The organism is Nocardia sp. GP40 (assembly GCF_050434125.1).
In the GTDB taxonomy this organism is placed as follows: domain Bacteria; phylum Actinomycetota; class Actinomycetes; order Mycobacteriales; family Mycobacteriaceae; genus Nocardia; species Nocardia albiluteola.
Genome location: NZ_JBNPVW010000038.1, coordinates 1 through 12,219, shown reverse-complemented (window position 1 = coordinate 12,219; position 12,219 = coordinate 1). Strand labels below are relative to the sequence as shown.

At 63.3% G+C, this 12,219-nt stretch carries 11 protein-coding genes and 2 pseudogenes; 6 read left to right on the top strand and 7 right to left on the bottom strand.

Features of this window, described 5'->3' with window-relative positions:
- Window positions 1-260 (bottom strand): transposase (locus tag ABH933_RS45155; protein WP_429429269.1); only part of this gene is annotated, 260 nt, incomplete at its 3' end.
- A gap of 335 nt (window positions 261-595) precedes the next feature.
- Here ABH933_RS45155 and ABH933_RS45150 point away from each other — a divergent pair.
- Entirely contained in the window at window positions 596-1,345 is a 750-nt protein-coding gene (locus ABH933_RS45150; protein ID WP_429429268.1) for a class I SAM-dependent methyltransferase, read from the top strand.
- A 257-nt stretch (window positions 1,346-1,602) separates the two neighbouring features.
- Here the strand turns inward: ABH933_RS45150 and ABH933_RS45145 are convergent, their stop codons facing one another.
- Together ABH933_RS45145 and ABH933_RS45140 are read right to left on the bottom strand one after the other, a co-directional pair.
- A complete protein-coding gene (locus tag ABH933_RS45145; protein ID WP_429429266.1) occupies window positions 1,603-1,980 on the bottom strand; it encodes a transposase in 378 nt (125 codons plus the stop codon).
- A 156-nt stretch (window positions 1,981-2,136) separates the two neighbouring features.
- Window positions 2,137-2,295: pseudogene (locus tag ABH933_RS45140) on the bottom strand (IS701 family transposase); the annotation flags it as partial.
- Between the two features lie 444 nt (window positions 2,296-2,739).
- On the opposite strand from ABH933_RS45140, the gene ABH933_RS45135 reads away from it, so the two are divergent.
- The 4 genes from ABH933_RS45135 to ABH933_RS45120 all read left to right on the top strand — a co-directional run bounded on the left by ABH933_RS45135 (window position 2,740) and on the right by ABH933_RS45120 (window position 7,363).
- Window positions 2,740-3,546 (top strand): SDR family NAD(P)-dependent oxidoreductase, encoded by an 807-nt coding sequence (locus ABH933_RS45135; protein WP_429429264.1) that lies wholly within the window; start codon window positions 2,740-2,742, stop codon window positions 3,544-3,546.
- Between the two features lie 790 nt (window positions 3,547-4,336).
- Complete coding sequence (locus ABH933_RS45130) at window positions 4,337-5,686, top strand: amidase (protein WP_429429262.1); 1,350 nt, start codon at window positions 4,337-4,339, stop codon at window positions 5,684-5,686.
- 637 nt (window positions 5,687-6,323) lie between these two features.
- Window positions 6,324-6,668: a transposase family protein gene (locus ABH933_RS45125; protein ID WP_429429261.1), complete on the top strand. Its 345-nt coding sequence runs from the start codon at window positions 6,324-6,326 to the stop codon at window positions 6,666-6,668.
- Window positions 6,608-7,363, top strand: a complete 756-nt coding sequence (locus tag ABH933_RS45120; protein ID WP_429429259.1) for an ISAs1 family transposase — start codon at window positions 6,608-6,610, stop codon at window positions 7,361-7,363. The genes ABH933_RS45125 and ABH933_RS45120 overlap by 61 nt, the downstream gene beginning before the upstream one ends.
- Before the next feature lie 383 nt (window positions 7,364-7,746).
- Here ABH933_RS45120 and ABH933_RS45115 read toward each other — a convergent pair.
- From ABH933_RS45115 to ABH933_RS45100, 4 genes and pseudogenes are all read right to left on the bottom strand, one after another.
- A pseudogene (locus tag ABH933_RS45115) lies at window positions 7,747-8,232 on the bottom strand (tyrosine-type recombinase/integrase); the annotation flags it as partial.
- Window positions 8,205-9,431, bottom strand: coding sequence for a hypothetical protein (locus ABH933_RS45110; protein WP_429429257.1), 1,227 nt, complete (start codon window positions 9,429-9,431; stop codon window positions 8,205-8,207). The pseudogene ABH933_RS45115 and the gene ABH933_RS45110, both read right to left, overlap by 28 nt.
- On the bottom strand, window positions 9,428-10,498 hold the full coding sequence (locus tag ABH933_RS45105) for a tyrosine-type recombinase/integrase (protein WP_429429256.1): 1,071 nt from the start codon (window positions 10,496-10,498) through the stop codon (window positions 9,428-9,430). Before ABH933_RS45105 ends, ABH933_RS45110 begins: the two co-directional genes overlap by 4 nt.
- A gap of 9 nt (window positions 10,499-10,507) precedes the next feature.
- Window positions 10,508-10,804: a hypothetical protein gene (locus ABH933_RS45100; RefSeq protein ID WP_429429255.1), complete on the bottom strand. Its 297-nt coding sequence runs from the start codon at window positions 10,802-10,804 to the stop codon at window positions 10,508-10,510.
- Between the two features lie 696 nt (window positions 10,805-11,500).
- Here ABH933_RS45100 and ABH933_RS45095 point away from each other — a divergent pair.
- Window positions 11,501-12,094 carry a threonyl-tRNA synthetase editing domain-containing protein gene (locus tag ABH933_RS45095; RefSeq protein ID WP_429429253.1) on the top strand — a complete coding sequence of 198 codons (594 nt, stop codon included), beginning with the start codon at window positions 11,501-11,503 and terminating at the stop codon, window positions 12,092-12,094.
- Window positions 12,095-12,219: the final 125 nt, after the last annotated feature.

Genomic DNA, 12,219 nt, shown 5'->3' with positions numbered 1-12,219 from the left:
AAGAACGCCGCCGCCCGCCGCAGAATCTCGTTCTCCTGTTCCAGCAGCTTGTTACGTTTACGCAGTTCACGCAGCTCGTCCGACTCGGCACGGGTGACCCCGGCGCGGTGTCCGTCCTCGATGTCGGCTTGTTTGAGCCAGCCGGCCAGGCAACTCTCCGATATCCCGAAATCCTTCGCGACCTGCCGCAGTGTCGTCTCGCCCTTGCGGGCCACGGCGACCACGTCACGACGGAATTCTTCAGGGTAGGGCTTCGGCACGGTGACGCATCCTCTCACAGAGAAGACCCATCAGTCTCCTCAGATCAGAAGTCAACCGAAGCCAGGGCAGTCCCATGCGTGCGCTGGTGATCTTGTACGAAAGTTGGCACCACACTTGGATTCTGTGGTGATCGGCGAGGTCCGGAGCGATGCCGATGGGATGGTCGTGGAGGCTGTAGTTGCCACGCCGATGGCCCGCCGCCCTGGATGTGGAATGGTGTCTGGGCGTGTGCATTCCCGCTACCGGCACCGGTTCGCGGTGCCGCGCAGGAAGTGAGTTGCGTCTGCCGGAGCAGAACTGGCCCCACTGCCCACTGGCATGCAGGATGGACTGCATGGCTTCCCTCTCCGAAAGTCCTGCCGAATCCACCGACGGGACCCCGGCCAACGACTACGACACTTTCGCCGAGGCGTACACGACCGAAACCGAGGACAACCTCATCAACGGCTATTACGCGCGGCCCGCAATCTTGGACCTGGCCGGGGAGGTTGCTGGTCGCCAGATCCTCGACGCCGGCTGTGGATCCGGCCCCCTGTTCGCGGCGCTGCGTGACCAAGGTGCCATCGTGACCGGCTTCGACTCCAGCACCAAGATGCTGGAGCTGGCCCGGCAGCGGCTCGGCGCCGGTGCGAACCTGCAGGTGGCTGATCTGAGCAGCCCGCTTCCCTTCCTCGACTGCACGTTCGACGATGTCGTCGCTTCCCTGGTGCTGCACTACCTGGAGGACTGGGGGCCAGCGCTCGCCGAGCTGCGGCGCGTGCTCAAGCCTGGCGGTCGACTCATCATGTCCGTCGACCATCCATTTGCCGTCAACATCATGCATCGCGAGGCCGGCCGCAAGCCCGACTACTTCGCGACCTACAACCACACCGCAGAGTGGACCAAGGGCGGCCAGACCGCCCTGATGAGCTTCTGGCACCGGCCGCTGCACGCGATGACCGACGCCTTCACCGCGGCCGGCTTCCGGATAGCGGTCATCAGCGAGCCGTCCCCAGCTCCTGGCGCCCGCGAGCGGTTCCCCGCCGAATTCGGGGACAAGTCAACTTTCCTGTGCTTCCTGTTCTTTGTTCTGGAGGCAGTCTGATTGCTGTCGGCTGCCAGAAGAAAGAGGGCTGGCGCAGCGTGATCACGCTGGTTGGCGTGTTGCTGTTGGACCTCGGTGCTGGTATTGATGGCGGGCGTAGGTTGGTGATCTTGTCCGGAAGTTGTTGCCGCACTTGAACTCTGTGGCGACTAGTGATATCCGCAGCGACGGCGATGCGGTAGTCGTCGAGGCTGCCGTCGCCACGTTGACGGCCCGGTGCCCCGGCTGCGGAACAGTGTCGAGCGTGTGCATTCCCGCTAAGGCGGCGGATGGTCGACGCCGAAATCGCAGGACGGACGATGGTTCTCGTGCTGGTCGTACGTCGCCGGGACCAGTACACCATCCGAGCAGGCCAGCGCCCCGGCCACACACGCGCGCAGCCGATCCCGCAAGTCGTCGGCATCCCACCGGGACCGGTTCAGGATATGCTGCAGCCCATCCGGCCCCACCACACTCGCGGCGTCAGCCAACTGCCAAGAGCTCTTGTGCTCCACCGGCGCCGGCAACCCTGTCAGATACGACCGCGCCCACCGCCGCGGCGCAGCCCAGCAGAACATCCCCGCAATCCCAGCGAACACTTCATCGAATTCCGCCCGCCAGGACGAAACATCTTCGGCCACAACATCATCCAGCACGGAACAACAAACTACCCCAGGACTGATCACCTTGCGGCACAACGAAATACAGCTGTCGTGTTAGCACGACAGCTGTATTTCGTTGTTTCATAATCGTTTTCGCCGCTAGTAGCGGAGATATCTGCCCCAGCTTGCGTGGGCTTTTGGGTCGGTGGCGGCGGTGACTGCGAGGAAGGCGTGAGCGAGCATGGCGAGGCGGATGTGCCGGTGCCAGGGGTGCCATTTGCGGACCTGGTAGTGGTCCAGGCCGCATTGGTCCTTGGCGGCCTGGACGCATTCTTCGACCGCCCACCTCGCGCCGGCGACGGTCACGACCTGGTCGCGGTCCACGGTGTCGGGGTGAAAGCGCAGGTAGTAGGCGATATCGGTAGGATCGTCGAGCGATCGCCGGGCCAGCAGCGTGCGCGTGAACCCGATCGGCAGGTCACCGAAGTTGGGGAGGGTGGCCTACGCCCAGTCATATTCGCGTTCGCCACGGACTGCGGGCTCGGCTGGTCTCTTGGTCGAACACCTTCCATCCGGAATCTGCGCTTTCTCGTTGCACCCCAACATTTTCCGGCTTGTCGGCAGCTCATGCTGCCGACGCGACCGTTACCCGGAAACGCTCAATGCACGGGACCTGGCTTCGATCGTGAATTCCGGCGTCGGTTGGTCGTGAAGTTCGATAGCGGCCAGGTGGGTCGAGGCCGGATTCTGGCGGCAACGCGACGTCTGGAAACCGCCAGCGCGGGCGGGGCTCCGGGCGCAAGGCTGTAGTCCATGGATCTTGGTTTGCAGAATAAGGTCGCGGTGATCACGGGTGCATCGAAGGGCATCGGGCTCGCCACGGCCCGGACATTGAACGCCGAAGGCGCACTGGTAGTCGCCGCGTCGCGACACTCCACCCCGGAACTCGACGCATTGGTGGGCGAGCGGCTGGTCCACGTCGCGGTCGACCTGGCGACACCGCAAGGTCCGGCCCAGGCGATCGCGAAGGCGGAGCAAATCTATGGCGGACTCGACATGCTCATCAACAACGCCGGCGGACCGCCGCCCGGCGTGGTGCTGCCACGCTTCTCATTCACCACACTCACCGATGCGGACTGGGCCGCGATGCTGGATTTCAACCTCATGTCCACCGTCCGGGCGGTACGTGCCGCCATACCGTTGCTACTCGCTCGGGGTGGAGGCTCCATCGTCAACGTCAGCTCGACCCACGCCCTTGTTGCCAGTGCGGCCAATGTCGACTATGGGGCGGCGAAAGCGGCTGTCAACAACCTGACCCAGGCACTGGCGGAGGAGTTCGGTCCGCAAGGTATCCGGGTCAACACTGTGGTGCCAGGGCCGGTACTCACACCGTGGTGGACCGACGAGGGCGGGGCGGCCGACATCTTCGCCGCTGCTGTCGGCACCGACCGCGAGACGCTCCTGAACCACAAAGCGGCCGAGATAATGGGCCTTACCACCGGTCGACTCATCGATCCACAGGAAATCGCCGACGCCATCGTGCTGCTGTCCTCACCACGCTCGGCAAGCACCACCGGCTCAGCGGTCCTGATCGACGCAGGCCTGTGCAAAACCGTCTGACCTCGCCAAGGAATGCCAATATGCTCGACATGGAATCGAACATTGGTTGGAGGATCTCCATCAGGTTGACGCCGTAGCGTTGAGTGGTCTGGTCACCATCTGTTCGCTGTCAATCTGGCAGTCATCATTGCTGTGGCACTCAGATCAGGTTAGAGGCTGGGTGCTCAGTTCCCTTACGCATGGCTCTCATGCGATATCAGTAATCCCGATAAGGAATTGTGCGGCAGTACTCGAAAAGCCAGTTGTTTGGCGCATTTCATAAAACGGGTTGGTTTGGTTCGGGGTGTTAGGTGACTCTGCTGTGGCGGCAGACGCGATTCGGCTTCGCTGAGTTGCGGCGTCGGCCAACATTTGATCTATTTTGGGTTGTTTGAGCCCTGGCCGGCTCATGGGCTTCGATGCGAAGATCATCGCCCGGCTGCTGATCTTTCACGTCAGGAAGAGTCGGTGAATGGAGGTCAAGGCTTTCTCCTAATTTCCAACAATGGGATAGTTGTTGCGCGGACTCGGCATCGGCACGGCCGAGTAGCTGCTCGGCCAGCGCCACTATATCAGCGGTATCAGTGGTGTTGTTCTGGTCGTCGTTGGTTTCTTACGCCACCGTGGTCTTCCTTCCTGGGTGGCAAGGCGCTTCACCTTGCCACCCAGGAAGACCACAAGATCAACTCACACAAGATTCCGCACACGCCCCGCGCTGATTCACACCTGGAGATGTCGACGACAGTTCGGCGGAGGCCGAACCTTCGGTCGTCCAGACTTAGGTTGTTCGGGTTCGGTAGTCTGGAGGTTAATGATGATGCAGTCGTTACTACGAGCGTCGATCAGTGAAGTGCATCAACTGTTCCGGCGACGTGAGGTCTCGCCGGTAGAGGTGTTGGAGCAGACCCTGCGCCTGCTGGAAACGCTGGAGCCGAAGCTCAATGCGTTCATCACGGTCATGGCGGAATCGGCGCACCAGCAGGCGCGGGAGGCGGAGGAAGTTTTTCGGCGTGCGGACGATGCGACACTGCTGACCGGGGTTCCCGTCTCGGTGAAGGATTTGATTGCGATCGAGTCGTTTCCAATGACGGCGGGCTCACGAATACTGCGCGGGTATCGCCCGCAGGTTGACGCTGATGTCGTCACCCGGCTGCGCCGTGCGGGCGCGGTGGTTTTCGGCAAAACCAATCTGCTCGAATTCGCTTACGGTTTCGTTCATCCCGACTACGGACAAGCAAACAATCCGTGGGACTTCGGCCGTACCGCGGGCGGTTCCAGCTCGGGCTCGGCCGCATCGGTGGCCGCGGGTATCGGTTACTCCTCGGTGGTCACCGATACCGGCGGTTCGGCCCGGCTCCCTGCGGCCTTCTGCGGGCTGGTCGGATTGCGGCCGACCACGGGAACGATCGATACGAGTGGAATCCTGCCACTCGCACCCACTTTGGATACGGTTGGCGTAGTTGCTCGCACTGCCGCCGACACGCGTGTGATGTGGGAGGTACTGGCCAACGCACCGACTGGTGGCAGTACCCCCATTTCTCTGTCCGGCATCCGAGTAGGTGTGGTAGACGAATTACTCGGCGCACCATTGGATTCCGAGGTTCTGGCGAACTTCGAGGCAGCGCTGGATACCTTGCGCTCAGCGGGTGCGACCGTTCATCGGCTGCGTCTACCCGAGATTCTGGCGCTGGCCGAGCAATCGACCACGATCATGTTGGCCGAGGCTGCTTACAGCCACCGCCGCTGGTATCCGCACCAGTCAGCGGACTATGCCCCGGGAACCCGTGCGAATCTCGACACTGGCACGCGAACGAGCGCCGTCGACTATCTTCGGGCCCTGGCCGCCCGCACACGTCTCACCGACATTGTCGACACGACATTCGAGACGGTGGATGTATTGGCCTGCCCAACAATCGGATTCACAGCGCCCGAACGCGAACCTGATTTCGCCGACGGCGGCTTCGACTACATCCAGCGCACATTCCCCTTCGCCGTCACCGGTCACCCCGCCCTGTCCGTTCCGGCCGGCCTCACATCCGGAAATCTGCCGGTAGGCCTGCAACTGATCGCTCCCCGCAACCGCGAACAAGCGCTTGTCGACTACGCGGCTTGCTACGAACGCGAGTGCGGCGGCTTTCCTCATGCCCCGATTTCGGGATGACCGTCACAGTCGCCGCATGGTGCCCACGACCCTCTCCTCCGGTTCGCCATGTCGGCGCTCTGATCGCTGAGCCGGTTTCTCATTGTTCGGTCCTCCAGGGGGCATCTCCGTGACGCCGGTCATCGGAGCTTCGGCGCACCAGGAGTGCAGTACTCAAACTAGCCATCCAACGCGGCGCGGCAACGTGGCCATCTCCTGGTGCTGACCGAGGGCCACGATCCGAATCATCGCACCGCACCATCAAAACTCACCCAATGAGACAGCGCATCGCCTCTTTGTGGCTCTTGCCCTCGGCGATCTTGCCGTTGTAGCATCAACATGCGGGACCGTGCCAGTTGCGCGCGCTTGCGGGTTGCGTTCCCCGGCGATCAACGCGGCCATCATCGCTCGCCCCGATACCGAAGATGTCCGAGGCCATCACCGACAGTTTGATGCAGGCGTCCTTGAGTAGCTTCTCTACCCAGGGCCTCGGCGTTGTCGGGTGAGGGTCGCTGATCTGCGGTAATCAGTTGCGGGGCACGCCGGTACGAGTTGCGGAGCGGGCACAGGCGGTTCGAGAGGATGAAGGTTCCTACGCCTGACATCGATCCCGGAGTGCCCGTGCCCGCTGTGCAACTCGTACCGGCGTGCCGTCGCTGTGACCGACGTGGTCGGCCACGTTCGTGGCCGACAGATTCCACGTGATGATGCCCGTGGTTCGCTGGATGTGTTGGGGTTGGTGAAAGATCCGAGGAAGCGGCGTGGTCGCCGGTTCGGGTTGGCGTCGATTCTGTTGGTGGCGCTGGCGGCCACGTTGGCAGGATCGCGGTCGTTCGCCGCGATCGGGGAGTGGGCCGGTGATGCTCCGGGCAGCGTGTTGGGCCGGCTCGGTGTGGAGGTCCGGCGCCGAGTGAGAAGACCATCCGCCGCACTCTGCAGCGTTTGGACGCCGACACCCTGGACGGGGCGTTGTGTGCGTGGATGTGGCTGCGCGCCAAGGTGATCGGCGGGGTGAGGGTGATCTCGTTCGACGGCAAGACCCTCAAGGGCGCCCGTGATGGCGCTGGGCATCTGACGCATCTGCTTGCGTGGGTCTGTCAGGCCACCGGCGCGGTGGTGGCCCAGGTCGCGGTCGCGGGCAAGACCAGTGAGGTGCCGATGTTGCGGACGCTGTTGCGGAGTCTGGGCATCGCGGGATGCGTGATCACCGCCGACGCCGCCCATACCTGCCGCGAGACCGCCCAGTTGATCATCGACTCCGGAGCCCATTACGTTCTGGTGGTCAAAGGCAATCAGCCACTGCTGCGGGCGCGGTGTAAAGCGTTGCCCTGGAGGCAGATTCCGGTTCTGGATCGGGCGAAGGGCAAGCCGGCGCACGGCCGGGTCGAGTCCCGCGTCCTACAAGCCACCGAAATCGAAACCGGGATTGGGTTCCCCGGCGCGGTCCAGGTGTTGCGGATGAACCGGACCCGCACCGTGGTGTCCCGTCATCGCCGCACCCGCAAACAGTCCCGCGAAACCGTGTACGTGGTGATTCTGTGGAATCTGGAATGTCAAGATCATGCCGATTCGCCCCGGTTCACCGAGACGATCGGCAGCAGGGTGGCGGTTGCCGGAGCACCGATCTGGCGTGGTGTGGCTCCGGTGGGTGTCGGGACATCGACGAGTCGTTCGAGGAGCTGGTCGAGTGCGGCCTGACCGTCGTCGACGGCGGCGCGTTCATCGTCGGTGAGTGGGACACCGGCCAGCATCCGTTGAAGATTCTCTTTGGCCTCCAGTAGCTGTCCCTTGCTGGAGGCCTTGGGGGTGTAGAAATCGCAACGGGCGCAAGCCATTCGGTGCGGGCACTGCTCGAAGAACGAGTAGGTGCAGTAGCCGTGCCCGAGGTCGTAGTACTGCCATGGCTCACCGGCGGCTGCTTGGCCGGAGGTGACGGCGTCGCGGTCGACGAGGACTTCGATGGTGCGGACGTTCCGGGCGAAGTATCCAGCGTCGTCGTAGGCTCTGGCCAGCGTGTTCGGGGTGATCTTGGCGTAGTACTGGGTTGATGCCGGGGAACGGTGTCCGAGCCAGGCTTGCAGCTCGAACAGGGTCATGGGTTCCTTGGCGTTGTAGAGCTGGCTTGCGATGGTGGATCGGGCGCGGTGGCTGGTGATGTTGCCGCGGACGTCGGTGGTCGGCACGCCTGCTTTGCGGCAGAGTGTCGGGATGATCGCGGTGTTGATATAGGCCTTGCCGACGTGGCGAGCGCGGAAGGCGAACAGGAATTCCGCGTATTCGCCGGTCTTGCGGTCGAGCATCTTCGGCTGTTCGGGCCGGATCGCTTCCCATGCCTCGATGGCCTGTCCGAGCAGCGGATCGACTGGCTTGGTGAAGGCGGTGCCGGTCTTGTGGGTCGGAATGTCCAACAAGCAGACGGCATCTCGGGCAAGGACTTCGTCGGTGTCACCGGGGATCGGCATCCCCTCGTGCTGCCAGCGGATGCAGCCGACCCGCAGTCGGGCGATTTCGTCGCTGCGCTGGCCAGCGAACATCCAGGTCAGAGTGATAGCGCGAACGAGCTCGATCGGATAGCAGGGTCGATTGGCCGCGGCGATCGCCGGGAGATCGTCGGGTTCGATGTTGAGACCCGCCCAGAGCAGTTTCGCACGGTCCTGGTCGCGGTGAGATAGACCGCTTTGGTGCGCGGGCTCAACGGTTTGCCGGACCGCTTGGACAGCCCGACCGTGCGCTGAACGTAGTCGCCGACGCTGAGGCGGTCCACGGCCGCGACCCAGGCCGCGCAGGTCTGGCGGGTCCACTGGCCGGGCTCGGTGATCTCGGGATGTTCGGCGGCGAGCCAGCGCCCGGCCTTCGCCATGGCGCCGCGGAAGGTGCCGCGAACCTTCGGGGTGAGAGTGGATGTCGCATACCAGCGTTCGATCCAATTCACCCACTGCTGGTGTGTGCCCTCGATCGCCGGCATCGACCCGTGTTTCGCCAGCGACGGTGGATCGCAATGCCCGAGCGCGGCCGTAGCTCGCTGGAAAGCGTGCAGCGTCCCGCCGTGGCAGCGAGCCACGGCCGGATGAGTCCGGAGCTGGTCGAACGCCGCGGTGGTGAGGTCTTCCAGTCGTGGGCTGGGGTTCAGCAGCAGCACAAGGCAAACGACGCTGGACAAGCGGTCGTCGCTCGGGTTGGCGACGCGGTATCCCCAGGTGTTGAGGACCCCGGCGAGCTGGTCGACGACGCGTTCCACGAGATCCTTGCCGAACACGCGCCATGCCAACCGCTGTTTGTCGGCGTGGCCGAGCAACTGGAAGTTGGTGAATCCGGTGAGCAGGTAGGCGTAGGCGGTCAGGTAGGGGCGAATGGTCCCGTCGATCCACCCAGGCCACGGCTGCTCGAATTCCTTTTGGCCAGTGCCGATCAGGCGCACCCAATCCTGGTCTGACCACCCCCAGAATGTTTTTCCTTCCTCGGCGCAGCGCATCAGGATCAGCGCGATGGCGTCGGCGATCGCCCGCTGGTGATGCCTCGAATCCGGTCGCCACATCGCCACACGTGCATCATCGAGAGGACGCAGCAACCGTTCGATGGCGTCCCACTGCGGCGAGTCGCGGTCGTGGCCGCGGCATCGGCGCACGTTCATGCCCAGCTGAGTGAGAGCGTCTCGCTCGGCCGGGCTCAGGTCGGGATGTCGGTCGTAGCAGACGGTGTCGACGGGCCATGTCCAGGTTTCTGGAGCGGCCCGCCCGACGGCGACCGCTGAGGAACGCGGGCTCACCGCGTTGCTACTTCCGCTGCTGGCTGGTCCAGGCGAGCGAGCATCTGCACGCGCCAGCCGTGGATTTGCTCCATGCCCCGGTTGAGCTTGTCGGCCAGGTCCCGGCCGGACAAGTGGATGTATGTGAGAGTCGACTCCGTGCTGCGGTGACCAGCAAAAGTGGCGATAGCGTGCAGTTCCCAGCCCATCCGGGCCAGGTCGGTCAGGCACAAATGCCGGGTCGTGTGGGTCGAGAAGCGCGGCAGGTCGGCGGCCAGCGCGATCCGGCGGATTACCTTCGACCATGTCCAAAGCGTCAGCGGCTGTGCGTGATTGCGGCGTGATTCGGACAGAAACAGCGGGCCACGGGCCCGGCTGATCGTCGCCCGATGGGTCAGATATCCCGACAGCAGCAGTCCGGTCGGTGCCGAGTACGGCACCACCCGCTCGAGCCGGTTCTTGGTGGTTTCGGCGCGCACTCGCAGGGTCCGCCGGCCCGGATCGAGATCATCGGTGCGCAGAGAGCACAGCTCCTCTCGCCGCAACGCCGCGTCATAGGCCAAGGCGAGCATCACACGGTTACGAATCTGCTCTTGAGCGGCCAATTCGAGCAGGGTCAGCCATTGCTGTTCGGTAGGGATCCACGGCAGCTTCGTCAGTCGCGGAACGAGGCCGCGTTGATGCCCACCTCGGCGGCCACGCGGTGTATATCGGCCGCGCCCAACAGGATTGGACTCCCGCAGGCCCTCCTCCATCAAGTAGTCGTAGTACAGCCGAACTGGCACGATCCGCTGTTGAATCGTGGCATTGGCCAGCCCCGATCCCGAGTCGATCGACACCACATTCGCGCCACGACGACTCGGCCGTTCGGTCAGCTCACGCACATAGGTGGCGATATGCGCCCGGTTCGCGGTGACAGGATCGACGCCGACCCGATCGCACATGAGCAGATACTCGGCCAAGCCGCGAGCGTAGGCATCGATCGTGCGCGGCGCTCGCCCGAGATCGGTCCACACCCCCAGCCATTCGGCTGCTCGTTCGTGCCGGCCAAGGACCGGCCACTTGTCCAGCACCACTGTGCTGCCCAACGCATCTCCTCAGTTCGTGGTCGTTGCCGTGGAGGAGTTCGTCGCTGCTCCACGGTCAGATTCCACGTAACTAATACGAGTCTGTCGGTGCGCGATGCCGGCCACCATTAGATAGCTCAATGGTTGCGTCAGTACTGGGGAATTGAAAATCGGGTCCATTTCGTTCGGGACACCGCCTTCGACGAAGACCGCCACCAAGCCCGCACCGATGCCGCCGGCCACGTCATGGCCACCCTCCGCAACACGGTCGTGAGCCTGCTCCGCTTCGCCGGCCATACCAACATCGCCGCCGCGCTCCGGCATCACGGCCGCGACTTCAACCGGCCCATCGAACTACTCCTCACCTGCTGAAACACGACAACGCCGGAGCCCTGGCTTCTCCACCCGGTTCTTCTCCGCCGTGCGCGCCCCGATCAGGTCGATGCGGTAACGGGTCAGATCCCGCAATCGCCGGATCGGTACTGGAAAATTTGGTTCACGAACCCTAACTTCTGTTTTCGGGCAAACTTCTTTGCTTCACGAAGGTTTCTCCAGAGGAAGGCATGGTCAGGGAGAATTCGGTCCGTTAGCGTGGCTCGGGTATCTGATGCCGGATTCAATTTTCGCCCGTACCAGCGGGCACGGAACGGATGTGGAGTAGATGCGCGGACTCATGCAGACAGTCAGGCTGGTTATCGCTGCGTCGGCGGTCGTTGCTGGATCAATAGCCATGGCCTGACCGGCGAATGCAGCGTCAACCCCGCTCGAGGCCTGTGGCGGCGGCTACCACGAAATCGACCACCAAGACCTCAAGTACGCAGTCATTCACCTTATGTACAACGGCTCCACCGACTGTGTGGTCACCCTGCGACGCCAGCAAAGCCGCCCTGTTCCAGCTCGCCGTGGCCATACCCGCCTCTACCCTGGCCGAACTGCTCGTCATCCCATCATTGGTGAATAGCTCGCGAAACCCGACCGGTGCCGCTGTAGACTCCGCGCACATATCTATGCCTGAGGTGCTTCATGAAGATCCTGAGCCAGCGTTGTGCCACGCTCGAATACACGGTGACAACTGCGAGTTCGGCGGCAGTAATGCTCGATTCGGTGAATATCGGTGAGTTGCAAGAGTTTTCCGATTGCCTCTTTCTGCTGGTGGGTGTCGAGCGCAGCGACCTCGGGGTGGCTCGGCGGGCGGCGAAGGTGATCAACCGGATCGCGAACAAGACCGGTGCGATTGGGATCGTGATCAACGGTTTTTCTCAGATGGCCGACCCGCATGAGCACTGCGATGGGCCTACTGCTCAGCGTGTGTTGGCGGTGCTGGCCGAACTGCTGTCCGCGCGTGGCTGGGATGTGCACACCATGCCGTTCGGCTGGAACAAGCAATGGACAGCCCAGGTGCTCGATGGCGAGTGGGAGCAACGCGTCACGCATCTCCCGGCCTCGAACACGGCATCGAACAATCAGTCCGAGGCGGTAACCACGCGGGCGGTTCGGCACCGACCGGGAGGGATCATGACCGGGCTAGGAGCCCAGAACGACCATCCTGCTGGATCCGGGCCGTCTGGCCAGGTTCGGCCTTCGGTTCAATTGCCGGACCGAGTTATCCGGACCTGACCGCCTTGACGAGGTCAGAAGGCGTGTTAATACTGCAACGTCACTCGCGTGAATTGGTGCTGGTAGACCTGTCGGGTGATGTTGGATCGGCTGGTGGGCGAACTGGATTCGTTGATGGCGCGGAT

Excerpts from the sequence above, each read along its gene's own strand:
- ABH933_RS45135 (WP_429429264.1), top strand. The coding sequence starts at position 2,740 with ATGGATCTTGGTTTGCAGAATAAGGTCGCGGTGATCACGGGTGCATCG.
- ABH933_RS45095 (WP_429429253.1), top strand. The coding sequence starts at position 11,501 with ATGAAGATCCTGAGCCAGCGTTGTGCCACGCTCGAATACACGGTGACA.
- ABH933_RS45150 (WP_429429268.1), top strand. The coding sequence starts at position 596 with ATGGCTTCCCTCTCCGAAAGTCCTGCCGAATCCACCGACGGGACCCCG.
- ABH933_RS45130 (WP_429429262.1), top strand. The coding sequence starts at position 4,337 with ATGATGATGCAGTCGTTACTACGAGCGTCGATCAGTGAAGTGCATCAA.